Genomic DNA, 25,305 nt, shown 5'->3' with positions numbered 1-25,305 from the left:
TCCGTTACACCTTTTCCACATTGACCAGGAACGCTTTAAATTCAGGCGTTTGCGTGTTGGCATCACCGACAAATGGCGTCAGGGTATTAGCGATAAAGCCTTTCTTCGCCACACCTTCATAACCCCAGTGAATCGGAATACCGATGGTGTCCACTTTCTGACCATTCACATCTAGCTGGCGAATACGCTTGGTCACCACCGCTTTGGCTTTGATAAAGCCACGGTTGGAGGAGACTTTCACCGTGTCGCCGTGCGCGATACCGAGTGAATTCGCGAGCTTCTCGCCAATCTCGATAAACTGCTCTGGCTGCGCGATGGCGTTCAGTACCGCGTGTTTGGTCCAGTAGTGGAAATGCTCAGTCAGACGATACGTGGTGCCGACATACGGGAACTTGTCATGCTTGCCCATCGCTTCCAGGTCACCTTTGAACACGCGCGCCGCCGGGTTAGAAACCACGTTCGGGTGCAGCGGGTTGGTGCCAAGTGGCGTTTCAAACGGCTCGTAGTGTTCCGGGAACGGCCCTTCTGCCATCTTGTCGATAGCAAACAAGCGCCCTAAACCTTCCGGCTGCATGATGAACGGCCCAACGTCAGTACCCGGTGCGGCAGTGCTGTAGTCGGCAATATCTGCGCCGCTCCACTTCGCGCCATCCCAGGAAATCAGGCGGCGTTTTTCGTCCCACGGTTTACCTGCAGGATCGGCGGAAGCACGGTTATACAGAATGCGACGGTTAAGCGGCCACGCCCAGGCCCAGCCTAGCGTGTTACCCAAACCTGATGGGTCCGCGTTATCGCGGCGTGCCATCTGGTTGCCGTCTGGCGTCCAGCTACCGGCGAAGATCCAACAGCCACTGGAAGTGGTGCCGTCGTCGCGCAGTTGTGCAAACGAGCTGAGTTGCTGGCCTTTTTTCACCAGAACCGCACCAGTTGCCGGGTCGACCACGTCCTGCAACGCTTTACCGTTGCTTTCCATCGCCACTTCTTCTGGAGCCGGGTTGTCAGGAGTCTGGTAGTTCCAGCTCATGTTCAGCACTTGCTCAGGCAGCGCACCGCCTTCGCTCTGGTACATGTGGCGCAAACGGCTAAAGATACCCGCGAGGATTTCGCCGTCGTTCAGCGCTTCCCCTGGGGCGTCCGCACCTTTCCAGTGCCACTGCAACCAGCGGCCGGAGTTAACGATAGAACCGTTTTCTTCGGCAAAGCAGGTAGATGGCAAGCGGAACACTTCGGTCTGGATTTTCGACGGATCAACGTCGTTCATCTCGCCGTGGTTCTGCCAGAAGTTCGAGGTTTCGGTGTTCAGCGGGTCGATGGTCACGAGGAATTTCAGCTTCGACAGTGACGCAATGACTTTGTTTTTGTTCGGGAACGAAGCGACAGGGTTAAAGCCCTGGCACAGGTAACCGTTCACCTTGCCCTGGTTCATCATCTCGAAATATTGCAGGACGTCGTAGCCCTTGTCCCACTTCGGCAACCAGTCATAACCCCAGCTGTTTTCTGCTGTGGCTTTGTCACCAAAGAAGGCTTTCATCATCGAAACGAAGAATTTCGGGTAGTTGCCCCAGTAGTTGACCTGGCCTTCCAGCAGCGGTTTCGGCGTGTTGGCGGCAAGATAAGTCTGGATGTCAGGCTGTTTCTCGTTCGGCAGCGTCATGTAGCCTGGCAGGCTTTGTGACAACAGGCCGAGATCCGTCAGACCCTGAATGTTGGAGTGCCCGCGCAGTGCGTTCACGCCGCCGCCCGCCATCCCCATGTTGCCAAGCAGCAACTGAATCATCGCCATAGTACGAATGTTCTGCGCGCCCACGGAGTGTTGCGTCCAGCCCAGTGCATACAAGAACGACGCCGTTTTATTCCTGGCGCTGGTTTCTGCGATGTATTCACATACTTTCAGGAAATCATCTTTCGGGGTACCGCAAATATTGGAAACCACGTCTGGCGTGTAGCGGGAAACGTGCTCTTTGAGCAGGTTCCACACGCAGCGCGGATGAGTCAGCGTCAGGTCGCGTTTAGCGAAGCCTTTTTCGTCCAGCTCATAGTTCCAGGTGGTTTTATCGTATTTACGGTTTGCCGCGTCGTAGCCTGAGAACAGGCCGTCTTCGAAGCTGTAATCCTCACGCACAATCAGATTGGCGTTGGTGTAAGCCTCGACGTACTCGCGGTTAAATTTATTGTTGTTGATCAGGTACAGCAGTACGCCAGACAAGAAAGCGATGTCTGAGCCGGAGCGAATCGGGGTGTAGAAATCCGCCACCGAAGCGGTACGCGTAAAGCGCGGATCGATAACGATCAGCTTCGCGCCGTTGTGGATTTTGGCTTCCATCGCCCAGCGGAACCCAACTGGATGCGCTTCTGCCGCGTTTCCACCCATCACAATAACGAGATCGGCGTTCTTAATATCAACCCAGTGGTTGGTCATCGCACCGCGACCAAATGTTGGAGCAAGACTTGCTACCGTTGGTCCGTGTCAGACACGCGCCTGGTTATCCACGGCTAACATGCCGAGGGCGCGGGAAAATTTCTGGGTTAAATAACCGGTTTCGTTACTGGACGCTGATGCGCACAACATGCCGGTGGAGAGCCAACGGTTGACCGTGGTTCCCTGAGCGTTCTGCGCAATAAAGTTAGCGTCGCGGTCTGCTTTCATCAGTTTGGCGATACGGTCAAATGCCGTTTCCCAGCTGATTTGTTCCCACTTATCCGAGCCTGGTGCGCGGTAAGAAGGGAATTTTAGACGGCTTTCACTGTGGATGAAATCCACCAGACCTGCACCTTTCGGGCAGAGTGCACCGCGGTTTACCGGATGGTCCGGGTCGCCTTCAATATGGAAGATGGATGCTTTGGCATTTTTCGCGCCGTCACCGAGGCTGTACATCAATAGCCCACAACCGACGGAACAATATGTGCAGGTGTTACGGGTTTCACGTGTACGCAGCAGTTTATATTGCCGTGTTTCCGCAAGTGCAACACCTGGGGCAAAGCCCAGTGCCGCTGCCGTAGTCCCTGCCATACCGCCAGCACAGATCTTAAAGAACTGTCGTCTGCTGACCTGCATGGATGCTCCTTTTTTCGACATTTTTCACATGACTTATAAGTGTAATTTTTGCGGTTTAAGCCGCAAAGGTTCAAACTGGCAATAGCCCTTCATCCGGAAGGGATAGTGTTTCAAGAATACCACATTAGTTTTAAGGCTGTTCCAATCAGGTTAAGACAAAGTGAACAATCCCAACCCGAATCAAAGCAAAATTGTGAACGCCATCACTGGCGCACGGACGATAGATTTGTGGCAACGCCACGATTTACAGCAAGCCAAAGGCGACTGGCTGGCTGAAGAAATCCCGGTAGCACTGGTCTACAACGGTATTTCGCATGTCGTAATGATGGCATCCCCCAAAGATTTGGAACTCTTTGCGTTAGGTTTTTCCTTATCAGAAGGAATTATAGAATCCCCTGCCGATATTTACGGAATGGATGTTATCGCGGTGTGCAATGGTCTGGAGGTACAAATAGAGCTTTCCAGCCGCCGTTTCATGGGGTTAAAAGAACGCCGTCGCTCTCTTGCCGGGCGCACCGGTTGCGGCGTCTGCGGCGTTGAACAGCTCAATGATATTGGCCGCCCGATTACGCCACTGCCGTTCACACAAACTTTTGATTTGAATAAACTGGACGCGGCGTTAAACCAGATGCGCGACTACCAGCCCGTCGGGCAACTCACCGGTTGTACGCATGCCGCACTTTGGCTTAATGAGAACGGCACGATTCTGGATGGCAAAGAAGATATTGGCCGCCATGTGGCGCTGGATAAACTGCTTGGGGTGCGAGCCCGCGAAAGCTGGAACACTGGCGCAGTGTTAGTCTCCAGCCGTGCCAGCTATGAAATGGTGCAAAAATCGGCCCAGTGCGGCGTCGAGATTTTGTTTGCTGTTTCTGCCGCCACCACGCTTGCGGTGGAAGTTGCCCAGCATTGCAATTTGACGCTGGTCGGCTTTAGTAAACCAGGCCGCGCCACGGTTTATACCCATCCGCAGCGGCTGCGTTAAGGAGTTGTACATTCCGTTACTTACCGACACCAATCACTCACGGAAGGTATTTGTTTATTGGAATAGAGTTATTTCAACGGGCCAACCGGCCGCACATAAACAAATACGAGACTATCAAAATGAAAAAAGTATTAACTCTGATTGCTGTCGCTGTAATGGGTCTGTCTTCTGTTGCTTTCGCGGCTGATACCACCGCAGCACCTGCTCCGGCAAAACACACTACTGTGCACCACAAAAAACACCATAAAGCAGCACCGGTAGCGCAGAAAGCGCAAGCAGCTAAAAAACACCACAAAAAAACCACTCACACAGCAACACCAGCCGCTCCACAGAAAGCTCAGGCTGCCAAAAAGCACCACAAAAAAGCGGCTACCACAGTAGCGCCAGCGGCAAAACCAGCGGTTAAACCTGCTGCATAAGTCAGCCACACAATCCCTCTTCTCTAAAAACACTCGGCTTGCCGGGTGTTTTTTTCTTTGTTAGGGGGGAAGCGATTACGCCGTCTATCATTCACTCGTAATCGCACTCCATTTTTCCCGCAATCTGCCGATAACTTCTACAGGCGCCAGGGCGATTTTCCGCCAGGTTATCGAACAGAGGTTTAAATGGATAGTTTTCAAAAAGATATCGATGAAAGAGCTAACCTGGCGTTATCCAATAAATTTGAGCTGTTACTTTTCCGCTTAGGCGATGGCCAGCACGGTGGGAAATCTGAGTTGTATGGCATTAATGTTTTTAAGCTGCGTGAAATTGTACCGATGCCAAAAATTAACCGTGCAGCGGGAATGATGTCGCCGCTGTTGGGCATGGCAAATATTCGCGACCAGTTTATCCCGGTTATCGACCTGCCAGCCGTTACAGGCTGCACACCAAAAACCGGGCTGAATCTGTTACTGATAACCGAATATGCCCGCAGCACGCAGGCGTTTGCAGTAGAGTCGGTGGAAAATATTATCCGCCTCGACTGGAGCCAGGTTCACGCTGCCGAATCAGGCGTGAGCAGCCGTAACATCACCAGCATTGCCTCACTGGATAGCGACGAGCACAAAGGCGAACTGGCGCTGGTGCTCGATGTTGAACAGATCCTCTACGACATCATCCCTTCCGGGCGCAAAGTCGATATGGCGGCAATCGAAGGCAATACCAATCCGTTAAAACCCGGTGCGGTGGCGATTGTTGCCGAAGATTCCAAAGTCGCACGCCTGATGCTTGAGCAAGGGCTGAAAGGCATGGGCATTCCGGCAATGATGCATTCCACGGGGCTTGAAGCGTGGGAGAAAATCAAGGTTATCGCCGCAGAAGCTAAAGCCGCAGGCCAGCCCATCACCGACCGCATTGGCATGGTGTTAACTGATATTGAAATGCCGGAAATGGATGGCTTTACCCTGACGCGCAACATCAAAACGGATATCACGTTAAAACACATTCCGGTGGTGATTCACTCGTCTTTATCCGGCAGCGCCAACGAAGATCACGTGCGCAAAGTAGGCGCGAACGGCTATGTGGCAAAGTTCGATGTGAAAGAGCTTTCACAGGTGATTAATAAGGCGCTGGAAGGGGCGGTGGTTTAGTTTGCGAGCAATGCCGCAGAGCTTAACTTTCCGCACGCAAACCGCTTGCTGGCAATAATCAATCGCAGTATCGTTGCGCCGTACCTGCAAAATCAGGTGCCGGGATTAGCCTCTCGATTATAGTTACAGGCGGTATATGACGCGCCAGCGTCTTTTTTTATACCGTGCGTTCGGCTACACCCTAATTATGGTGGGCTGGATGGGGGCGTCGAAAGATGCGCCGGTTTCCTGTAACACCGGTAAGGCTAACCTCGTTCAGCTCACCACCCAGAGATTAGCCTCTCAGGTGGTGGGAATATAACCCGTTACAGGAGGCTGCCACTATGGCTACTACCCCAACCCAAACTCAAACTTCAGAAAACTCACCGCTTACGCTTTCTTTTGATATTAATACCGATTTCACTGTGCTTGCCGACTATTGCGAACGCTTCGCCGACTCGCTGATTGAAAGTGCGAAGCCTGGGGAAAGACGCGTGCTTTGTTACCGCCTCGCGGAATGCCTGGAGCTGCTTTACTCGACGCTGAACGACCCCATTCCAGAACATCTGATTGAAAGTTTCACCATGGATAACATTCCGGTGCAAGCCCCCGCTTTAGAGCCTGAACCGGAAGATCTTTGCCGCTATTGCCTGACGCTGGCGCAAATTCTCAATAGTCACAATTTTTCCGCCAGTGAAGAAAAAGCGCTGACCGGGCTACTGTTTGAACTCACGGGTTATTTTGCCGATGAGTTAAGAACGCCGCGTTTTGTTAGAACGGCCCTGACAATGTAAATCTGCGAACCCGGTTCAGAAAGGGCTGGGTTCTTCTTCTTTTGGTTCAGCGTGACTCAGTTCGTCCTGTATCATCGACACGTCACGCTATAACTCAAGGATGGAAATAATGTCTGATAACGATCCGATCCTCTACACCTCCGAAGACGGCGAATCCCAGTTTATTTTGCGTGAGTTGGGGGGCCAGGTATGGCTTACGCAACTAGAAATTGCTGAGCTTTATCAAACAACTAAGCAGAACATCAGCCTGCATGTGAAGAACATTTTTGCCGAAGGAGAGTTGAGCCGTGAGGCAACCGTCAAGGATTACTTGACAGTTCAAAGTGAGGGCGAGCGGAATATCCAACGCCAGCTTGCTCATTACTCGTTACCGATGATTATTGCCATCGGTTATCGCGTGAAATCCCCTCGGGCAACGCAATTCCGGCAGTGGGCGACACGTATCCTCCACGAATATATGCTTAAAGGCTTCGCTATGGATGACGAACGCCTTAAAGATCCTAAGTGGGATTACTTTGACGAATTGCTGGAGCGCATCCGCGAAATACGCTCTTCAGAGCTGCGCTTTTATCAAAAAATTCGCGATCTATTTACCCTTTCCGAAGACTATCACGCCAACGAAAAAGACACTGGCCTGCTGTTTGCCGAAGTGCAAAACAAACTGTTTTTCGCGGTCACCGGTTATACCGCCGCCGAACTGGTGGTACAGCGTGCAGATGCAACGAAATCCAATATGAATTTGCTGAGTTTTAAAGGCTCACGTGTGCGCAAAGCGGATGTGGTGATCGCCAAAAATTACCTTAATGAAGACGAACTCGATAGCCTGAATCGTCTGGCCTCGATGTTTTTAGAATTCGCAGAGTTTCGCGCCAAACAAAAACAACACCTGAAGCTCGCAGACTGGCGTAAATTTATCGACAACTTTATGGCTTTTAATGAACAACCACTTTTGAATCACCGTGGTTCTGTTAGCCGTGAACAGATGAAATCCGTGGTAAATGAGCGTTATGAATCATTCGATAAATCCAGAAAAATAGCTGATGCGCGTGAAGCCGACCGCATTGAGTTGGAACAGTTAGAACAGCTCGAAAAACGCCTGAACCTAAAAAAGGGCCACTAACATGGCCCTCGTTTTACGATGAAAAACCTTACTCTAAATAAAACACCTCTTTCAGCTCCGCACTGACCGGGCTGTTATCCGGGTTGCTCGGCATAATCTCGCTCATGTGCTTCCACCAGCGTTGGCAAACTTCGGTTTGGGCAACCGCGTTCCAGCGGGCTTCAGACTCAATTTCTACCGTGGCAAAAAGTAGATGGCGTTCAGCATCAAGATAGATAGCGTAGTGATGAGCACCGTGCTGTTTAAGTACCGCTTCCAGCTCAGGCCAAATCGGCGTATGGCGACGCTGATATTCTTCATGGGCATCGGGATTCACCTGCATAACAAAAGCTTTGCGGATCATAATGCCTCCAGGTACAGCTCGCGGACTTCCTCACGCGTGGCAACGCGTGGATTGCATGGCGCGCATGGATCAGCCAGCGCGTTGTCCAGCCAGCCTTCGATGTCTGCGGTTTGAATACCAAGCTGGCTAAAGCCAGATGGGATGCCGACACGTGTGGAAAGCGCACGAATCGCCAGAATAGCCTCAAAGCTGGCTTCTTCTTCTTCCATATCCTGAGTATTCACGCCCATTGCTGCGGCGACTTTCGCAAAGCGAGCCACTGCTTTCGGGCGGTTAAAGGCTTCGATTACCGGCAACAAAATTGCGTTACACACGCCGTGCGGCAGGTTGTGCGTCGCACCCGGCTGGTGTGCTAGCGCATGCACCAGGCCAAGACCGGCACTGTTAAACGCCATACCCGCCAGATATTGGCCGTAAGCCATCATTTCACGCGCTTCAAGGTTTTTGCCGTCATCTACCGCTTTCGGCAACCACTGGCTAATCAGGCGGATAGCCTCCAGCGCATTGGCGTCGGTGAGCGGATGAGCGGCGACAGAAACGTAAGCTTCGATGGCGTGAGTCAACGCATCCATACCCGTTGCGGCAGTGACGCTCGCCGGGATATTCAGCATGACGCTGGCGTCATCGACGGCGATGTCCGGAATCAGGTTAGTGTCGATAATAACTTCTTTTACATGGCGCACGGAATCGATAATTACCGCATTGCTGGTCATCTCTGCCGCAGTTCCCGCAGTGGTGTTAATCGCCACTAGCGGCACGCCAGGATTAGTCACTTTGCCCACACCGGAATACGCGGTTGATGGGCCTGGGTTTGCGGTCAGGATTTTCACCGCTTTGGCGGTATCAATCGGGCTGCCGCCGCCAAAGGCAATCAGGTAATCGCAACCTGCGGCCTGATACGCCGCAAAGCCTTTTTGCACCAGTTCTTCAGTCGGGTTCGGGAACACTTCATCGAACAGTTCGTAAGAAAGCTGATGTTCGTCGAGCGCGCTAAACAGGCTTTCGAGCAAACCCATTTTCACCAGTTGCCCATCGGTGATGATTAACGCTTTGCCCCAGGGTTTAGCGGCAATCAATTTCACCATATCGCCGATAGCGCCCGCGCCGTGAAGGCTGATTTTTGGTAAGGCCAACATAAAGCTCATAGCTATTCTCCATAATATTGATGTTTTAAAAATCCATATCCTCACCCCGGCCCTCTCCCCCAGGAGAGGGGGGAAACCAGAGCGGGAAAAAATCAAACTCGCCGACGCCCTAAAAAACGCCGGGTAATAATGGGCAGTGAAATCACCACTATCAGCATCGAGCCGACAATAATCGACATCACGATACCTGGCACATTCAACAGGCTCAGGCCGAACGTCACCAGCCCCATCAGGAATGCGGCGATAATCACCCCCGCCATGCTCCCCGAACCGCCCAGAATATTGACGCCTCCGAGCACAGCCATGGTGACCACGCTTAACTCCCAACCTATTGCGATGGTCGGGCGCGTGCTCCCGAGGCGTGAGGTCAACAACACTGACGCCAGCCCCGCCATCACACCAACCAGCACGAACAGCATCAGGTTGTGGCGTTTCACGTTGATACCGGAATACCAAGCACCCGTCGGGTTATTGCCGATGGCGTAAGTCCGGCGGCCAAAGTTGGTTTTGTGCAGCAAGAAAGCGAACACCGCCGCCAGCACTATGAACAAGGCAAATTCAAACGACAGCGCCCCCCAGACATAACCCTGGCCAAACCATGCAAAACTTTCCGGGTACTTATTTAGCGCCTGATCACCCAGCAATATGTAGGTAATGCCGCGGTACAAACTCATGGTGCCGATGGTGATAACAATCGACGAAAGGTTGAACCGCGTAACCAACAAGCCGTTGAACAAACCGCACAACAATCCGACGCCAAGCCCGATGCACACCAGCCCTGTGGTATCGACTCCCGCCTGCGCACAGAAGCCCATTGCCGTCGAGCTAAGCGCAATAGTCGACGCTACCGACAGGTCAATTTCACGGGCAATAATCAGCATCGCCATCGGCAGCACGATGATCGCCTTTTCCGTGAAGTTGAAAGTGGCGTCCGACAGGTTCCAGATGTTGAGGAAATATGGCGAAGCCAGCGCGTTGGCGATAAATACAGCCAGCGTCACCGTCAGCAAAAATGTCTCCCAGCACAGCAAGCGGCGCAATAGTGATGCGGACACCGCCTGCGATGGCACAGATTCAGAGATCAGCGTTTTATTCATGACTCACTCCCGGAGCTTGCCGCGCAAGCACTGCGTCGCGCAAAATCAGCCGTCCTTTGCGTTTATTGCCGCGTTCGTTGAGCAACACCGCAATCACAATCACCGCGCCTGAAATCGCCATTTGCCAGAACGGCGAGACGCCAATCACCGGCAGCGCGTTGTTGATAACACCAAGGAACAGAGCGCCCAGTAAGCAACCAAGCACGCGCCCGATACCGCCCATGGTGCTGATCCCGCCAATCACACAGGCCGCTACGATTTGCAGTTCAAAACCGTTCGCCACGTCGACATACGCCACAGCAAAACGAGAAATCCACAAATAGCCGCAGAAACCTGCCAGCGCGCCCGAAAGGCTGAAACTGATGAACTGCATTTTTCCGGCGTTGATTCCGGTGTAATACGCGGCGGTAGCGTTGCCGCCTGCGGTATACATCGCCCGGCCAGTGCGGCTGTAACGCAAAAAATAGCCGACCAACAACAATGCTGCGACCGCACACCAACTCAGCAACGGCATTCCCAAAATCACCGCACGCGGCAACCCGAGGAAATCGCTACTCATCTGGTGGGCGTTTATCCAGCCACCATTCGAAAGCAGGAAAATAATGCCGCGATAAATACTCATGGTGCCAAGCGTGACGACAATCGCCGGAATACCGAGCTTCCAGACCAACAAACCGTTGATTACGCCCATCAGCAAGCCCAGAACGGTTGCCAGCGAAAGCAGCGCCCAGACGGGAATTTGCGGATAGTGGAAGTTGAGTAACGCGACAATCATGCCGGTAAGCGCCAGGTTTGCCGCCATCGACAAATCAATGCCTTTGGTCAGCAGCACCATCATTTGGCCGAGGGCGAGAATGATAAGAATCGAGGTGTCGTTGAACATCTCCACCAGGTTGCCAGGTGCGAGGAACGACGGCGCACGGCTGCCAATACCCAGTACCATCAACAGGATGACGCCCGCGAGGAGAAATTCACGATGTTTGAGCAGGGTTTGCCACATTATGCTGCCTCCTCATGCGAGCCGCTGGCGGCGCTGACGATCATTTCCGCACTGGCTTCACCTGCGCGATATTCGGCAACCATTAGCCCTTCATGCATCACGATAATGCGGTCGGCCATGCCCATCACTTCCGGCAATTCGGACGACACCATAATCACCGCCAGGCCGTGACCCACCAGCTCAGACATAAACTGATGCACCGCAGCTTTGGAGCCGATATCGATGCCTTTAGTCGGCTCATCGAGAATGATCACCTCTGGCTGAGTCGCCAACCATTTACCGATTACCACTTTTTGCTGATTACCGCCGGATAGCGTTTCAACCGGTTGTTTCCAGCTAAAAGCTTTGACCTGCAAGCGTTTGGCGTATTCATCGGCCAGCGCCCATTCTCGCGCATCGTTGAGTACACCACGCGGGTTGAGGCGGCTCAGTTGTGGCAAGCTGATGTTTTGGTAGATAGGCAGTTCAATGATGGCACCCTGCTTCTGGCGCTCTTCCGGCACACAGACAATCCCGGCTTTGATGGCATCCGCAGGCTGGCGGAATTGCATCGGCTGACCGTTCAGCAAGATTTCACCATGCGATGGCCGCGACACGCCTGATAATGCCTGCATCAGTTCGGTCCGCCCGGCACCCACTAAGCCGTAGAAACCGAGGATTTCCCCTTTGCGTAACTGGAAATTGATATGGGCAAATTCAGTTGGATGGCAGAGATCGTTGACCTCCAGTACCACATCGCCAAGTTCGCAGTGCACTTTCGGGAAGGCGTGAGTGATTTCACGGCCGACCATCATGGTGACCATGCGCTCTTCGGTTATCTCATTGATTTGCCCGGAACTGATATACACCCCGTCGCGCAGAATGGTGTAGTGATCGGCAATGGCAAAAATCTCGTCGAACTTGTGCGAGATAAACAGAATCGCTTTGCCTTCGCGTTTCAGGCGCTCAATGATTTGATAAAACTCGACAATTTCATGCTGCGACAGCGCGGCGGTTGGTTCATCCAGAATGACAACCTGTGCCTCAAACGACAATGCGCGCGCAATCGCCACCATATGACGCTGAGCAATACTGAGAGTTTTGAGAGTAGCGCGAGGGTTAATCTGGACTTCAAGACGGGTAAGGATTTCTTCAGCCTGTTGGTGCATCGCGGGCCAGTCGAGTTTTTTGAAGAAACCGCGATAAATATAGTGGCCGACAAAAATGTTTTCAGTGACGGTCAGTTCATCAAACAGCACCGTTTCCTGGTGAATGGCTGTGATACCGACTTTGTGCGCCGCTTCTGGGTTTGGCAGCGTAATCGGGATCGCTTTATATAACAGTTCGCCTTCTTCTGGCTGGTAAATCCCGGTCATGACTTTCACCAGGGTGGATTTACCGGCACCGTTTTCCCCGATGAGCGCCGTAACCTTTCCCGGCCACAAATCGAGGTGGACATTTTCGAGCGCGCGAACGCCGGGGAAGACTTTGGTGATCCCCTTGAGGGATAGCAGTGGTGTCGTGAGTGCCATGGTTAAGTTCTCCGTTGATTCTGGTTGCCCTCACCCCGGCCCTCTCCCCCAGGAGAGGGAGAACACCGATCTGTCCCCTCTCCCTCAGTAAGAGGGAGAAAACCTTGGTCGGTCCCCTCGCCCTCAGGGAGAGGGTTAGGGTGAGGGTGGCTTCTAAAACCTAAATCAGAAGATTTTGGAGAATTTATCGATGTTGCTGGCATCGTAAACAAACGGCTCAGCCATCGCGCCGTTGCCATCCGCATCCAGCTTCACTTTGCCCAATTTACCCATGCTAGCTTCCTCTTTCGTCGCCGTACCTTTGACTAAATCGTCTGCCAGGTAAGTGGCGGCGTAGCCGAGATCGATTGGGTTCCAGATGGCAAAACTTTTCGAGGCACCTGATTTCACGGCACCCGCCATTTCAGACGGCAAGCCAAGGCCGGTCACGTAGACTTTGCCGATTTTGCCCTGGTCTTTCACCGCTTGTGCTGCGGCAACAATTCCGACGGAAGACGGCGAAACGATCACTTTTAAATCAGGATAAGATTTCAGCAGGCCGACAGTTTCACGGTAGCTTTTATCGGAAAGATCGTCGCCATAGGCCACGGTGACCAGATTGATAGACGGGTACTTCGGCAGTACCTTTTTCATCTCTTCAATCCAGATATTCTGGTTAGTTGAGGTCGGCGTGGCGCTCAGTATCGCGACATCACCTTTTTCGACGTTCATCGCTTTTAACGCATCTGCGGCCAGTTTGACGTTGGTTTCGCCAATCAATGCGTTATTAGAAGGGTTCAGGTGAATCTGGCGGCCATCTTTTGCCACACCGGAATCCCATGAAACGACTTTAATGCCACGCTGCATGGCCTTTTTCAGCACCGGAACCAGCGCGTCTGGGTCATTAGCAGAAATAGCAATGGCATCAACACCTTGAGCGATCAAGCCGTTGAGAACTTCAATTTGTGCTTCAGCTGTGGTGGTGGTTGGGCCGGTATAAATAACTTTAACGTCCCCCAACTCTTTGGCGGCTTCCTGCGCCCCGACGTTTGCTGCTTCAAAGAAACCATTACCAAGCGATTTCGCCACCAGCGCGATTTTCACTTCAGCAAGGGCAGAACCAGAGAGTGCTAGTGCGACAACGGTAAGCGTACAACCTAATATTGCTTTAGTTTTCATTGCTTGTACTCCGATGTTTGTAGGGTTTGCAGGTATTTTTATTTTTTTAAGGCGGATGGCATCAGCTCACCCGCCCCAGTATTGCTGTTTACAACTCTAAAGCGCTTGCTAATGGGGTGACGCCAAAACGCTTACCGAGCGCGATAAGTTCATCGCGAGAGATGGTTTGTTTCATGCCACCCATCGAAATAACTTTTACCAACACTTCAGCAGACTTCTCAGCGGTATCAATAAGACCAAACGCTTCATCAAGCGTTGGGCCGCTACCGAATACCCCGTGGAACGGCCACAGAACCAGCGAGTGTTTTGCCATCTCGTCAGCTGTCGCATTTCCAATTTCATCGGTGCCTGGCACCATCCACGGCAGAATGCCCACGCCGTCCGGGAACACCACCAGACATTCGGTGCTGCCTTCCCACAATTTGCGGGTGATGACTTCGGTGGTGTTTTCCAGCACGTAGGTCAGGGCAATCAGGTTGGTGGCATGACAGTGCATGATCACGCGATCTTTACCGCCGGTGGTTTTGATGCGTACGCTGTGTGACTGGAAGTGTGCCGCCAGTTCAGACGTTGGCACCGCTTCGTTTTCCAGCCCCCACAAAATGTGGTAGCCAGTTCCGCGGTTGTCCACTTTCACCACGCCAATATTTGCCGCTGGATCCAGTTGTACGTTGCGGAAGAATTTGCCAGAGCCAGTGACGATAAACGGCGTATTCGCCAGTTCAGGCATCGGCTGGCTTAATGCGATGTAACGAGGTGCGGCGTGGAAATCAGCCTGGAATGGCGTGATGTCCGCTTCATCCAGACGCATGGTGATGTTGCCGCCATTGCGCTCATCCCAGCCTTTCAGCCAGGCATCACTTGTTGCTTTGATCATGCCTTCTACAAACCAGGCTTTGAGGATGTTCTGCATAGTCTTGTGGTTCCTTTGGTATTGGTGAGGGCTTTTTCCCCTCACCCTGGCCCTCTCCCAAGGGAGAGGGAATTAATCATGTTTTCTCCTTCTCCCTCAGGGAGAAGGTCGGGATGAGGGTGGTTAACCGCGTTTGCTCAACACGTCCTGCTCGTAAGTACGCACAGTTTTCAGCCACTGGGCATCAACCGGCGTGTCATTACGCTGGCAATACATTTCCCAAACCGCTGCCCATGGCAGTGATTTTTGCTCTTCCAGCAAGGCCAGACGCGCGGTGTAATCACCATCACGCTCAAGCTGGCGCAGAGTTTCAGTTGGCTCCAGCAATGCACGCAGCAGTGCTTTTTTCATGTTGCGAGTACCGATAACCCACGCCGCAATGCGGTTAATGGAGGCATCGAAGAAATCCAGCCCGATGTGTACGCGGTCAAACAGGTCGTGGCGGATAATTTCGCTGGCGATAGCTTGAGTTTCGTCATCCAGCAGTACCACGTGGTCGCTGTCCCAACGCACCGGGCGGCTCACGTGCAGCAGCAGGCGCGGTACATACAGCATGGCGCTGGAGATTTTATCGGAGATAACTTCAGTCGGATGGAAGTGACCGGCATCCAGGCACAGCGCGGTCTGGCGGCTGGTGGCATAACCGAAGTAGAACTCGTTGGAACCCACGGTGTAGCTTTCGGCACCAATACCGAACAGCTTGCTTTCTACCGCATCGATGTGATGTTGCGGGTTGAGTTTTTCGCTCATCGCTTCATCCAGTGCCGCGACCAGACGCTGGCGCGGAGCCAGGCGATCAACAGTGATGTCTTTCATGCCATCCGGGATCCAGATGTTCATTACTGACGGCGTACCTAACTGCTCGCCGAAGTAAGCAGAAACTTTGCGGCTGGCTTTAACGTGGTCAATCCAGAACTGACGAATTTCATCGTTAGCGTGGGACAACGTAAAACCATCGGCGCTTAACGGGTGCGAGAAACAAGATGGGTTGAAATCCAGCCCTAACTTGTTGGTTTTCGCCCACTCAACCCAGTTTTTGAAGTGTTCTGGTTTGATTTTGTCGCGTGAAACTGGCTGCTCAGATTCCAGATAAATGGCGTGCAGGTTCAGGCGTTTTGGGCCAGGGATCAGGCTTAATGCACGATCCAGATCGGAGCGTAATTCAGTCGCGTTGCGCGCTTTACCCGGATAGTTACCGGTGGCTTGAATCCCGCCGCTCAGCGCACCTTCTGGGTTTTCAAACCCGGCAACGTCATCGCCCTGCCAGCAGTGCATAGAAACCGGCAAGCGGTCGAGCTGTTGCAGAGCAGATTCAACATCAACACCGACAGCAGCAAAACGCTGTTTCGCCAGTTCCCAGGCTTGATCAAGAGGTGTGGTCATGCGCAAAACTCCTTTTGTTTTTGATTGCTCAGCGGGAACTGCGCGATATACCGGGCAATTTCGCTATCTGTTTGTGGGGTAAAAGATTTCAATTCATAGCTGGCGGCGACGATTTTGCGGAAGTCGTCAACGTCAGTGATTTCATCCAGCGCCATTAACTGGCAGCCGATATTGCCGAGCGTTGAGGCTTCAATCGGGCCGGCGAATACCGGAATCCCGCAGGCGTCAGCGCATAGCTGGTTCAGTAATTCGTTCTGGCTACCGCCGCCGACAATATTCAGGCAGCTAAACTCATGGCCACGAACGCTGGCCAGTTCTGCCAAAGTTTTGGCGTACAACAGCGCCAGGCTGTCGAAAATGCAGCGTGCAAGCTCGTTGTCTGTGAATGGAACCGGCTGGTTGCTTTCGCGACATGCCGCCTGAATTTCACGGCTCATGCTTTCAGGGTTAATAAAACGATCGTCGTTCGGGTTGATCACAAAGCGGCAGGCCGGAGTTTTACGGGTGCGATCGATAAGATCGCCCAGATCCGTGATCTCCAACTCTCTCGTGACGCGCTGTAACAACCATAGGCCCATAATGTTTTTCAGCACCCGATAACGCCCTTCCGCACCACCTTCGTTGGTGATGTTGGCGGCTAATGCTGCGCTATTGGCATACGGCGTTTTGCTCTCAAAGCCCATCAACGACCAGGTGCCAGAAGAAAGGTAGGCGGCGTTTTTATCTTTCAGCGGTGCGCCGATGACCGCGCTGGCGGTGTCGTGCGTCGCGACTGATACTACCGGGATTTTGTTCCCTTCGCGGCAAATCCACTGACCGATAACGTTGCCCGGATGGGTCGGCGTGCCGAACCATTTGCCTGGTACGCCCGCCCACTCGAGCAGGGTTTCATCCCAGTTATCGCTATTGATATTGACCAGCTGCGTGGTTGTGGCGTTGGTGTATTCCCAGTTCAACGCGCCCGTCAGGCGGTAGCAGAAATAGTCCGGGATCAGCAGTGCGTGTTCGACTTTATCGAACAGTTCTGGCTGTTGCTGCGCCAAAGCTCGGAACTGGTAAAGCGTGTTGAAAGGCAGGAACTGAATACCAGTACGACGATAGATTTCTTCGCGACCTAACTGGTTGAAAGCTTCGTCCATCACGCCGTCGGTGCGGCTGTCGCGATAAGAAACAGGCTGCCCAACTCGATTACCGTCGCGGTCAATCAGCACGTAATCAACACCCCAGGTGTCAATGCCGATACTGTCAATGGCGATACCTTCATCGCAGGCTTTTTGCAGGCCAGTGCGGATTTCCATTTCCAGCGCGTCCACATCCCACACAGTGGAACCGTCGACCTGTTTTAAACAGTTGGTGAAACGATGAATTTCTCGCAGACAAATGCTGCGGGTATCACGTTCAAAGCGCGCCAGCATGACACGGCCGCTTGATGCGCCCAGGTCTACCGCAACGCTATGGCGTAGAGTCATTTTGGGGGTCCTTGCTAAATTAATTGACCCCACTCTAAAAAGTAACGCTGTTGACCACCTTCTCGTTACTGACAGCGCTAATCCGCCGCTGGCAAAGAAGCAAAGATGAACGTGAGTCATGTCACAGATTCGTGTTTATCACCCATAAAACCGGGCTGTGACACTCTCCGCATTTCCTGATAATTCCCGACCTTTCTTAAAAAACGAGCAGGATTTAACGGATTTCGCGTCGAAAACTTAAGGTGCAGATGAGAAGCGTTATCTACTATCTGCTCATCGCAAAACGGTTTGGGGTTAATGATGACGGTATTACATGGTTTTGACTTTTTCCCATCTGGGCATTCGTCTGTGGCGATTGAGCCGCGTTTACCCCAGGCCGCCTTTCCGGAACACCATCATGACTTTTGCGAAATCGTCATTGTTGAGCACGGCACTGGAACCCACGTTTTTAACGGCCAGCCGTACACATTAAGCGGCGGTTCCGTCTGTTTCGTTCGCGATCACGATCGCCATTTGTACGAGCACACCGAAAATCTGTGCCTGACCAATATTCTGTACCGTGCGCCAGACGCATTTTGCTTTTTGTCCGGGTTGGATAAGTTGCTGCCGCAAGAGCAGGACGGCCATTACCCGTCGCACTGGCGCGTGAATCAACCCGTTTTGCAGCAAGTACGCGGGCTGATTGAACAGTTTGAGCAAATTGGTGAAGCTTCGGATACCCATTCTGTCGCCAACCGTGAAATTCTGTTTATGCAGTTGCTGGTATTGCTGCGCAAAGGCAGCATGGTGGAAGGTGCTGCAAGTTCAGAAGGCCGGTTAAATCTGCTGATGGCATGGCTTGAAGATCACTTCGCTGAAGATATTTGCTGGGAAGCACTGGCTTCACAATTCACACTTTCCCTGCGTACTCTGCATCGCCAGCTAAAACAGCGAACGGGTATGACGCCCCAACGCTATCTCAACCGTTTACGTTTGATGAAAGCGCGTCACTTGTTGCGCCATGGCGACGAAAGCGTCACAGACATCGCTTTTCAATGCGGTTTTGGCGACAGTAACCACTTTTCGACGCTGTTTAAGCGTGAGTTTTCCTGGTCACCGCGTGAGATTCGCCAGGGCCGAGATACGCAACTTCAGTAATCGCGAGGGCAATCACCGTTTTTTTAGCCAAAAAAGCCAATACTTGCCTGTTAGTTTGTCGGATGGCGCTGCGCTTATCCGACCTACGGTGCTTGTTTTGTCGGGTGGATAAGCGAAACGTCATCCACCATTTAGATTTTGGTTTTTGAGGCATTACGGTGGCAAATCATTTAGTTCTCAAAAAAGCGGATTTCTTCGTTTCTGCCACGCAGCCCGTGGCGGTGGCGGATCGCTATCCGCAAAATGTCTTTGCCGAACATACCCACGATTTCTGCGAGCTGGTGCTGGTTTGGCGCGGTAACGGCTTGCACACCCTCAATGACCGGCCGTATCGCATCACCTGCGGCGACCTGTTTTATATCCGTGCGGAAGACCGCCACAGCTACGAATCGGTTAACGGTTTAGTGCTGCATAACATCATCTACTGCCCTGAAAGGCTCAAACTCAACGTCGACTGGAATGATTTGTTGCACAGCACACGGGCTGCCGGGAAAGATCCACGCTGGCGGCTGAGTAGCCACGGCATGGCACAAGCGCGGCAGTTAATCGGCCAACTGGAACACGAAAGCGTGAAAATGGACGCGCTGTCGGTGTGTCTGACCGAGAGCCTGTTCCTGCAACTGTGCATTTTGTTGCGCCGCCACCGCTATCAATCTCAGGATGCAACTGGGCCAGACAGTAGCGAAACGTTCGATTTATTGCTGGCAGCGTTGGGGAAAAGCCTCGATTCGTCCTTTGAGCTTGCGCATTTTTGCCAGCAACATCAGGTGGCAGAGCGCCATTTACGGCAGATTTTTCGCCAGCAAACCGGCATGAGCATCAGCCAGTATTTACGCCAGTTACGCATCTGCCAGGCACAGGATTTATTGCGTCATAGTGAGCTGTTGATTGGTGATATCGCCACACGATGTGGCTTTGAGGATAGTAACTATTTTTCGGTGGTCTTTACCAAGGAAACGGGGTTGACGCCACGGCTGTGGCGTCAACGATATGCTATTGAAACATAATTAATTTGCCATGCCGAGGCCGACGATGTTGGCAGCAATAATAATCACCACACAACCGACGCTCAGTACCCCAACAGGACGAGTTCCTGCCGATTTCCACTCTTTCATAATCAAGCCAACCAACCCGCCGCACAGCACGTAGAAGCTCATGTGCAACATCCAGCTCATGTAGTCGTACTGCGCAGGAATTTTAGCGTGGCCCCAGGCGTAGAAGAAGAACTGCAGATACCACATCAAACCGGCAAGTGCCGCGAACAACACGTTGCTGATGATTAATGGTTTTGCCAGTGAGAAGTCTGCTTTTATCGACAAGTTCTGCATTTTTGCCAGACGAATGAAGCAGAAGCCAAGGTTGACAAGCGCGCCGCCGCCCATAATCACCACGTAACTTGGCAAGGCCACATACAGCGGGTCAACGCCCAGTGCTGCTGCCGCTTCGTGCATCGGTTTTGCGGCGTCCATCGCAAAGGACATACCTGCTGAGAAAATGCCGCACAACACCGCCAGAACCAGCCCTTTTTTCAGGTTGAACTCTTCAGCCTTGATGCCCATTTTGCGTTCTTTGAGTTGGCCTGCGCGGGTGACAATGGCCACGCCGATCAGCGCAACCAGAACACCCAGCAACGTCATGCGTCCACCAGGTGTGCCAATCAGCACATCAAATTTTCCGGCAATTATTGGCGTCATTAAGGTGCCGACAATCAGCGTGATGCCAATCGCAATACCGATGCCCATCGACATGCCCAGGTAGCGCATGGTCAGGCCATAGTTAATGTTACCAATGCCCCACATTGCGCCAAACAAGAAGACTGGCAACAAAGTTGAAGCGTTAAACGAGCCGAAGTAAGCCCAAAAATCAGGAAGTAAAACGTAACTCACCGTCCATGGCAAAATAATCCAGGAAACGAAGCCGCCAACCGCCCACATTGTTTCCCATGACCAACGCTGCACTTTTTTAAAAGGGGCGTAAAAACAGGCAGCGCTCGCGGCGCCCACGAGATGCCAAATTATCCCCATCGTTATTGCATTACTCATTATCCATATCCCTCTGTTTTAACTAAAAAACTCAGGGGTGACAGCTGACTACCCCATTGCCACTGAGTCTAAGGATTGAGCAACTTGCTAACCTTCTATGTGCTGCCGTGGCGGAGAGAAAAATGGCAAAATTCAGGGGGTGCGATTGACGGGGGTCACAGTTCTTTATAACCATGATATTTCAAGTTGTGGGTCGATTAGCTGCGAATGAAAGTGAGCGGTGGATAAGCGCAAGCGCCATCCACCGTTTTTGGACTAACAGATTTTTGTGGTTTGCACGCCGAGCAACCAGGCAAGTTTTTCCAGAACCGCCCCCTGATGCCCCAGACCAATCGCACAATGGTGCGCTGGCCCACCGAGACACCATTGCGTGGTGAAATCGCGCGCCGAAAGCGCGAAGCGATAGCGACTGTTGGTATTGCCAATATCCAGCACTTCGCCAGCCACCGCCTCCCCTTCGGCATACTGCAAACGCACGCCGTTGTGTGCATCCTCAACAATCGACAGGAACGTAACAGGGCCGGGTTTAACGGTCATCTGAATAGAGACGCCTTTACCCGGCTTGCCGTGATAAACCAGCCGCACATTGCTTTCGGCCATCAGTGGATGTGCCGGGCCATCGTGCCCCCACAGCACCACATCATCCGCGAATTCAATGCCATACGGCTCAGAGAACGAGCCACCCGCGCCCAGCAATTGCTGGATTTTCATCGCCAGCACATTTTTGATCTCATACTCACCGGCAACGGGAATGCCACGCTGAGTCAGTAACGTGTTACCGAGAATAATCGAGGTAATGATGTTCTCGTAAGCGTTGCCATTGCGCCCTTCGTAGTAATACGCCAGCGCACCAAGGTGGTTGTTTTCTATCAGTTGATCCATGGCGCAAGCGGTCTGGACGGCACGTTCTAATTCGTTTTTTTCACAGGCGGGATCGATTTGCAGCGAGGCTTCCACTTCTTGCCATTTTTGCCTGCTGGCGGTTTGCGTGACCAGCTCGCGGTATTCGGCCAGCTCGCACATTTCCAGCGGCTTGAAGCGCACGCCGAGTTTGGCGCTCAGGTTGGTCATGTTGCTGTAAACGTCGACCATGCCGTCGTAATAATGCCCCAACACGCCCACCTGGCAAGCCGCCAGCTGTTTGTGTACTTCGAGGGCTTGCAGCCATTGTTCCGTTTGCTGCCAGGCATATTCATCACCCTGCAATGCCCCGACGATCAGCTGGTAACGAATCCCCGCGCGATTAAACACGTTTGCCAGTTCCGGTGCGCTGCACGCCTGGCAGTGTGCCAGCCATTCGCCGGTACGTTCGCCACGATCGGCCATCTCGCGGATTTTCCCGTACGGCAAACCCAGTTCTGGTTGCAGGGCGAGGATAATCACCGGCTTGTTGATCTTTTGCACCAGCGGCAGCACCGTGGAACTCAGCGCGTAGGTGCTGATATACAGCACGATGGCATCGACCGGTTGACTTTGAAGTTGTGTAGCAAAGCGGTCAGCTTTGGCGACGCTATCAATCAGGCCACCATTAATCACCGTCGCGTTAAGCCCGGCGAGACGATGGTCAATTTGTTGCAGATAGCCTGTAAGGCGCTGTTCCAGGCCAGAAAATTGCGGCCAGTAGGTATCAAGGCCGATACCGAAAAGGGCGACGTTAAGCGACATAGTAGTGCTCCAGGCAAGAATGAAGCGCCGACTATCACCCTATTTACCCAACGCTACCTTTGCGGCAATGCCAGTTTCTGTGGCTGATGGCAAAAAACGATTTATCTGCCTGACAGTGCTCACATTTTCTCCATCATGACGAAAAGTTATAACCTTGCTAAAAGTACGGCATTGATAATCATTTTCAATATCATTTAATTAACTATAATGAACCAACTGATTACGCGGCGTTAACAGCTTGTGCGCCGTTCGATAATAAATGGAGATGATGAACATGAGTTATACACTGCCATCCCTGCCTTACGCATACGACGCTCTGGAACCGCATTTCGACAAGCAAACGATGGAAATCCATCACAGCAAACACCACCAGGCGTACGTAAATAACGCTAATGCAGCGCTGGAATCTCTGCCAGAGTTCGCAAGCCTGCCAGTTGAAGAGCTGATCGCTAAACTGGATCAACTGCCAGCTGACAAGAAAACCGTTCTGCGTAACAACGCAGGTGGCCACGCTAACCACAGCTTCTTCTGGAAAGGCCTGAAAACTGGCACCACCCTGCAAGGTGACCTGAAAGCAGCCATCGAGCGTGACTTCGGTAGCGTTGATAATTTCAAAGCAGAATTTGAGAAAGCTGCGGCAACTCGTTTCGGCTCCGGCTGGGCGTGGCTGGTTCTGAAAGGTGACAAACTGGCTGTGGTTTCCACCGCAAACCAGGACAGCCCGCTGATGGGCGAAGCGGTTTCTGGCGTATCCGGCTTCCCAATCGTGGGTCTGGATGTGTGGGAGCATGCTTACTATCTGAAGTTCCAAAACCGTCGCCCTGACTACATCAAAGCATTCTGGGATGTGGTGAACTGGGACGAAGCAGCAGCACGTTTTGCTGCTAAAAAATAAGTTGCAAAGCAACTGATGAAAAGCGAGCCTGATGGCTCGCTTTTTTTATATCTGTCGTCTGGCCACAGGGAGGATCCGATGCACTATCCGCTAAACGTATATATTGGCAAAGTTCGTGAGTATGCAGGCAGCAGGCCAAGTGCGATCGCCAAATATCAGGTCGATGGTGAGCTGAAACTCACTGAGTTGGGTCTGGAAGGCGATCAACAGGCTGAAAAAATTGTTCATGGTGGGCCAGATCGCGCGTTGTGCCATTATCCGCGCGAGCATTACACCTGGTGGGCGCGTGAATTCCCCGAACAGGCTGAACTGTTTACCGCCCCAGCCTATGGTGAAAATTTATCGACCGAGGGGCTGACAGAAAAAGATGTCTATATTGGCGATATTTTCCGTTGGGGCGATGCACTGATTCAGGTCACACAACCGCGCTCACCGTGCTACAAGCTGAATTATCATTTTGGCATTAACAATATGTCTTCGCTGATGCAGGAAACGGGTTATTGCGGCTGGCTGTATAAAGTCGTGCTGGCAGGCAATGTATCGACAGAAAATCCACTGGAACTGGTTTCCCGAGTAAGTGATGTTTCGGTGGCTGAAGCTATCGCCATCGCCTGGCATATGCCATTTGATGACGAACAATTCCATCGCTTGCTGTCCGCCGCCGGACTATCGACAAGCTGGACGCGCACCATGCAGAAACGACGTCTTTTTGGAAAGGTTGAGGATAATTCACGACGGTTGTTTGGGAAGTAAATTCCAGAAACAAAAAACCCGCCAGAGGCGGGTTTTTTTAATTCTTAGCTTCGCTAACGCTAACCTTACAGGCTAGTTACGTTACCAGCAGCTGGGCCTTTAGCACCACTTTCGATGGTGAAAGACACTTTCTGGCCTTCGTCCAGAGACTTGTAGCCATCGTTCTGGATAGCAGAGAAGTGTACGAACACGTCTTTTGAGCCATCGTCAGGAGTGATGAAGCCGAAGCCTTTGTCAGAGTTGAACCATTTTACGAGACCAGTCATTTTGTTAGACATAGATATTACCTTTTAAATTAAATTTGCCTTCCGGCGCAATTGGAATGTTTTACAGATTTTTTAAAGCGATAAAGGAAGGTAGATCACGTCGAAGGGTATCTATGATAACTCTTTGAGGACTGCGCTACTAAACTGCTTAAAGGTTCTGTGCTTCAAACCGATGAATGCATTAACTCATATAACCACGGTGAATGACAAGGTTTATTTTAGCCGTCCACAGGGCTGGAGCTCAGGCCGCCTCTGGGCTGAGCGCCTGAAGCATCGCTCTATTTAGTAAATAACTGAATGGCGATACAAAGCCGATTCAAAATCTTCCTTCATGCTTGCGTAGAGTAAAATACTGATTTCATCATGATTGTTATGGTCATAAAAACAACGATACTCATTTTCCACACCCAGCCATTCACGAATTCTGACACCTTTGTCTGCCAGCGTAGCGTTTATCCGATATCGGTTGGGTCGGCCTCTTCTAGCTGACGTTCTGCTGCGGTCTGGACGAAGAGTTCCGCAACACCATTCCTGGTAACGAATACTCCGCCTTCAAACAGCTCAGGGTTGCTTAACCCTTCACGGGCGGTCTTTTGGGACATTGTATTTGGCATGAGTATTTCTCATTACTGACAGTTAATGATGAGTTTATGAACAGCGTCAGGCGGTGTCATATTTATGACAAATTTGTACACGCGACGTGAAATTAGAAGGAATGGGACGACTAAAAGAGGGAAGCATCCCCCGTCATTAAGCGCTGTCTCTTAGTCACAACTTTGAGGGCCGGTTCCTGTCGAGCCGAAGAAGGTTCCGTTCACCAGGCGATTGAGTACTTATGTCGCCACAGAACCGGTGAACGTCTTAGGGTGGCCACCGTCGCCACCCTAAGAACCCTGACTCCCGGCAAATAAATCGCCGCAAGCGGTAAACCTCCATTTTGCCTCCGTGTCAGGGTCGGTTGCGATTCGTTCCAGACGATCGCGCCCTCCAGCCGTTCCCGACGGCTGGACCCTGCCACCAGGAG

Annotated in this window: 24 protein-coding genes; 10 read left to right on the top strand and 14 right to left on the bottom strand. The window is 52.2% G+C overall.

Annotation, left to right across the window (positions count from 1 at the left end; translation table 11 throughout):
• Positions 1-4: 4 nt before the first annotated feature.
• On the bottom strand, positions 5-3,055 hold the full coding sequence (gene fdnG / locus MNO13_RS01300) for a formate dehydrogenase-N subunit alpha (protein WP_133522112.1): 3,051 nt from the start codon (positions 3,053-3,055) through the stop codon (positions 5-7).
• 160 nt (positions 3,056-3,215) lie between these two features.
• Between fdnG and fdhD the strand changes: the two genes are divergently transcribed.
• The 6 genes from fdhD to MNO13_RS01270 all read left to right on the top strand — a co-directional run bounded on the left by fdhD (position 3,216) and on the right by MNO13_RS01270 (position 7,504).
• Positions 3,216-4,040: a formate dehydrogenase accessory sulfurtransferase FdhD gene (gene fdhD, locus MNO13_RS01295; RefSeq protein ID WP_241939450.1), complete on the top strand. Its 825-nt coding sequence runs from the start codon at positions 3,216-3,218 to the stop codon at positions 4,038-4,040.
• A 119-nt stretch (positions 4,041-4,159) separates the two neighbouring features.
• Complete coding sequence (gene asr / locus MNO13_RS01290; protein ID WP_422387206.1) at positions 4,160-4,459, top strand: acid resistance repetitive basic protein Asr; 300 nt, start codon at positions 4,160-4,162, stop codon at positions 4,457-4,459.
• Positions 4,460-4,645: 186 nt separating this feature from the next.
• A complete protein-coding gene (locus tag MNO13_RS01285; protein ID WP_064542676.1) occupies positions 4,646-5,611 on the top strand; it encodes a chemotaxis protein in 966 nt (321 codons plus the stop codon).
• Positions 5,612-5,747: 136 nt separating this feature from the next.
• Positions 5,748-5,912 (top strand): ash family protein, encoded by a 165-nt coding sequence (locus MNO13_RS01280; protein ID WP_232904837.1) that lies wholly within the window; start codon positions 5,748-5,750, stop codon positions 5,910-5,912.
• Between the two features lie 22 nt (positions 5,913-5,934).
• Entirely contained in the window at positions 5,935-6,384 is a 450-nt protein-coding gene (locus tag MNO13_RS01275; protein ID WP_241939449.1) for a hypothetical protein, read from the top strand.
• A gap of 109 nt (positions 6,385-6,493) precedes the next feature.
• Complete coding sequence (locus tag MNO13_RS01270; protein WP_241939448.1) at positions 6,494-7,504, top strand: virulence RhuM family protein; 1,011 nt, start codon at positions 6,494-6,496, stop codon at positions 7,502-7,504.
• Between the two features lie 28 nt (positions 7,505-7,532).
• On the opposite strand, the gene rhaM is transcribed toward MNO13_RS01270, so the two are convergent.
• From rhaM to rhaB, 9 genes are all read right to left on the bottom strand, one after another.
• Positions 7,533-7,847, bottom strand: a complete 315-nt coding sequence (rhaM, locus tag MNO13_RS01265) for an L-rhamnose mutarotase (protein ID WP_064542667.1) — start codon at positions 7,845-7,847, stop codon at positions 7,533-7,535.
• On the bottom strand, positions 7,844-8,992 hold the full coding sequence (fucO, locus tag MNO13_RS01260; RefSeq protein WP_241939447.1) for a lactaldehyde reductase: 1,149 nt from the start codon (positions 8,990-8,992) through the stop codon (positions 7,844-7,846). Before fucO ends, rhaM begins: the two co-directional genes overlap by 4 nt.
• A gap of 92 nt (positions 8,993-9,084) precedes the next feature.
• Positions 9,085-10,089: an ABC transporter permease gene (locus tag MNO13_RS01255; RefSeq protein ID WP_064542661.1), complete on the bottom strand. Its 1,005-nt coding sequence runs from the start codon at positions 10,087-10,089 to the stop codon at positions 9,085-9,087.
• Entirely contained in the window at positions 10,082-11,089 is a 1,008-nt protein-coding gene (locus tag MNO13_RS01250) for an ABC transporter permease (protein WP_133522122.1), read from the bottom strand. Before MNO13_RS01250 ends, MNO13_RS01255 begins: the two co-directional genes overlap by 8 nt.
• Positions 11,089-12,600 carry a sugar ABC transporter ATP-binding protein gene (locus tag MNO13_RS01245; RefSeq protein ID WP_241939446.1) on the bottom strand — a complete coding sequence of 504 codons (1,512 nt, stop codon included), beginning with the start codon at positions 12,598-12,600 and terminating at the stop codon, positions 11,089-11,091. Before MNO13_RS01245 ends, MNO13_RS01250 begins: the two co-directional genes overlap by 1 nt.
• 165 nt (positions 12,601-12,765) lie before the next feature.
• On the bottom strand, positions 12,766-13,758 hold the full coding sequence (gene rhaS / locus MNO13_RS01240; protein ID WP_064542652.1) for a rhamnose ABC transporter substrate-binding protein: 993 nt from the start codon (positions 13,756-13,758) through the stop codon (positions 12,766-12,768).
• An 88-nt stretch (positions 13,759-13,846) separates the two neighbouring features.
• Entirely contained in the window at positions 13,847-14,671 is an 825-nt protein-coding gene (rhaD, locus tag MNO13_RS01235) for a rhamnulose-1-phosphate aldolase (RefSeq protein ID WP_064542649.1), read from the bottom strand.
• Between the two features lie 123 nt (positions 14,672-14,794).
• Positions 14,795-16,054: an L-rhamnose isomerase gene (gene rhaA / locus MNO13_RS01230; RefSeq protein WP_064542646.1), complete on the bottom strand. Its 1,260-nt coding sequence runs from the start codon at positions 16,052-16,054 to the stop codon at positions 14,795-14,797.
• A complete protein-coding gene (rhaB, locus tag MNO13_RS01225; protein ID WP_121814734.1) occupies positions 16,051-17,523 on the bottom strand; it encodes a rhamnulokinase in 1,473 nt (490 codons plus the stop codon). Before rhaB ends, rhaA begins: the two co-directional genes overlap by 4 nt.
• Before the next feature lie 300 nt (positions 17,524-17,823).
• On the opposite strand from rhaB, the gene rhaS (MNO13_RS01220) reads away from it, so the two are divergent.
• Together rhaS (MNO13_RS01220) and rhaR are read left to right on the top strand one after the other, a co-directional pair.
• On the top strand, positions 17,824-18,660 hold the full coding sequence (gene rhaS, locus MNO13_RS01220; protein ID WP_064542800.1) for an HTH-type transcriptional activator RhaS: 837 nt from the start codon (positions 17,824-17,826) through the stop codon (positions 18,658-18,660).
• Positions 18,661-18,818: 158 nt separating this feature from the next.
• The gene (gene rhaR / locus MNO13_RS01215; RefSeq protein ID WP_064542641.1) at positions 18,819-19,667 is read left to right on the top strand and encodes an HTH-type transcriptional activator RhaR; all 849 of its coding nucleotides are present in this window, start codon (positions 18,819-18,821) and stop codon (positions 19,665-19,667) included.
• Here the strand turns inward: rhaR and rhaT are convergent, their stop codons facing one another.
• Positions 19,668-20,702, bottom strand: coding sequence for an L-rhamnose/proton symporter RhaT (rhaT, locus tag MNO13_RS01210; RefSeq protein WP_241939445.1), 1,035 nt, complete (start codon positions 20,700-20,702; stop codon positions 19,668-19,670).
• A 255-nt stretch (positions 20,703-20,957) separates the two neighbouring features.
• Positions 20,958-22,367: an L-fucose/L-arabinose isomerase family protein gene (locus MNO13_RS01205; protein ID WP_241939444.1), complete on the bottom strand. Its 1,410-nt coding sequence runs from the start codon at positions 22,365-22,367 to the stop codon at positions 20,958-20,960.
• Positions 22,368-22,641: 274 nt separating this feature from the next.
• Here MNO13_RS01205 and sodA point away from each other — a divergent pair, with 274 nt between their 5' ends.
• The gene (gene sodA / locus MNO13_RS01200; RefSeq protein ID WP_034460735.1) at positions 22,642-23,262 is read left to right on the top strand and encodes a superoxide dismutase [Mn]; all 621 of its coding nucleotides are present in this window, start codon (positions 22,642-22,644) and stop codon (positions 23,260-23,262) included.
• A gap of 78 nt (positions 23,263-23,340) precedes the next feature.
• Positions 23,341-24,015, top strand: coding sequence for a 6-hydroxyaminopurine reductase (gene yiiM / locus MNO13_RS01195; RefSeq protein WP_064542630.1), 675 nt, complete (start codon positions 23,341-23,343; stop codon positions 24,013-24,015).
• A gap of 65 nt (positions 24,016-24,080) precedes the next feature.
• Here the strand turns inward: yiiM and cspE are convergent, their stop codons facing one another.
• Both cspE and MNO13_RS01185 read right to left on the bottom strand, forming a co-directional pair.
• The gene (gene cspE, locus MNO13_RS01190; RefSeq protein ID WP_034499351.1) at positions 24,081-24,293 is read right to left on the bottom strand and encodes a transcription antiterminator/RNA stability regulator CspE; all 213 of its coding nucleotides are present in this window, start codon (positions 24,291-24,293) and stop codon (positions 24,081-24,083) included.
• Positions 24,294-24,733: 440 nt separating this feature from the next.
• Positions 24,734-24,895: a hypothetical protein gene (locus MNO13_RS01185; RefSeq protein ID WP_241940107.1), complete on the bottom strand. Its 162-nt coding sequence runs from the start codon at positions 24,893-24,895 to the stop codon at positions 24,734-24,736.
• Between the last annotated feature and the right edge of the window lie 410 nt (positions 24,896-25,305).

Source organism: Buttiauxella ferragutiae (assembly GCF_022637515.1).
Classification (GTDB): domain Bacteria; phylum Pseudomonadota; class Gammaproteobacteria; order Enterobacterales; family Enterobacteriaceae; genus Buttiauxella; species Buttiauxella ferragutiae.
This window is presented reverse-complemented; position numbering and strand designations above follow the sequence as displayed.

Coding starts and splice junctions, on each gene's coding strand:
- asr (WP_422387206.1), top strand. CDS start 4,160: ATGAAAAAAGTATTAACTCTGATTGCTGTCGCTGTAATGGGTCTGTCT.
- MNO13_RS01285 (WP_064542676.1), top strand. CDS start 4,646: ATGGATAGTTTTCAAAAAGATATCGATGAAAGAGCTAACCTGGCGTTA.
- MNO13_RS01280 (WP_232904837.1), top strand. CDS start 5,748: ATGACGCGCCAGCGTCTTTTTTTATACCGTGCGTTCGGCTACACCCTA.
- MNO13_RS01275 (WP_241939449.1), top strand. CDS start 5,935: ATGGCTACTACCCCAACCCAAACTCAAACTTCAGAAAACTCACCGCTT.
- MNO13_RS01270 (WP_241939448.1), top strand. CDS start 6,494: ATGTCTGATAACGATCCGATCCTCTACACCTCCGAAGACGGCGAATCC.
- rhaM (WP_064542667.1), bottom strand. CDS start 7,847: ATGATCCGCAAAGCTTTTGTTATGCAGGTGAATCCCGATGCCCATGAA.
- fucO (WP_241939447.1), bottom strand. CDS start 8,992: ATGAGCTTTATGTTGGCCTTACCAAAAATCAGCCTTCACGGCGCGGGC.
- MNO13_RS01255 (WP_064542661.1), bottom strand. CDS start 10,089: ATGAATAAAACGCTGATCTCTGAATCTGTGCCATCGCAGGCGGTGTCC.
- MNO13_RS01250 (WP_133522122.1), bottom strand. CDS start 11,089: ATGTGGCAAACCCTGCTCAAACATCGTGAATTTCTCCTCGCGGGCGTC.
- MNO13_RS01245 (WP_241939446.1), bottom strand. CDS start 12,600: ATGGCACTCACGACACCACTGCTATCCCTCAAGGGGATCACCAAAGTC.
- rhaS (WP_064542652.1), bottom strand. CDS start 13,758: ATGAAAACTAAAGCAATATTAGGTTGTACGCTTACCGTTGTCGCACTA.
- rhaD (WP_064542649.1), bottom strand. CDS start 14,671: ATGCAGAACATCCTCAAAGCCTGGTTTGTAGAAGGCATGATCAAAGCA.
- rhaA (WP_064542646.1), bottom strand. CDS start 16,054: ATGACCACACCTCTTGATCAAGCCTGGGAACTGGCGAAACAGCGTTTT.
- rhaB (WP_121814734.1), bottom strand. CDS start 17,523: ATGACTCTACGCCATAGCGTTGCGGTAGACCTGGGCGCATCAAGCGGC.
- rhaS (WP_064542800.1), top strand. CDS start 17,824: ATGACGGTATTACATGGTTTTGACTTTTTCCCATCTGGGCATTCGTCT.
- rhaT (WP_241939445.1), bottom strand. CDS start 20,702: ATGAGTAATGCAATAACGATGGGGATAATTTGGCATCTCGTGGGCGCC.
- MNO13_RS01205 (WP_241939444.1), bottom strand. CDS start 22,367: ATGTCGCTTAACGTCGCCCTTTTCGGTATCGGCCTTGATACCTACTGG.
- sodA (WP_034460735.1), top strand. CDS start 22,642: ATGAGTTATACACTGCCATCCCTGCCTTACGCATACGACGCTCTGGAA.
- yiiM (WP_064542630.1), top strand. CDS start 23,341: ATGCACTATCCGCTAAACGTATATATTGGCAAAGTTCGTGAGTATGCA.
- cspE (WP_034499351.1), bottom strand. CDS start 24,293: ATGTCTAACAAAATGACTGGTCTCGTAAAATGGTTCAACTCTGACAAA.
- MNO13_RS01185 (WP_241940107.1), bottom strand. CDS start 24,895: ATGCCAAATACAATGTCCCAAAAGACCGCCCGTGAAGGGTTAAGCAAC.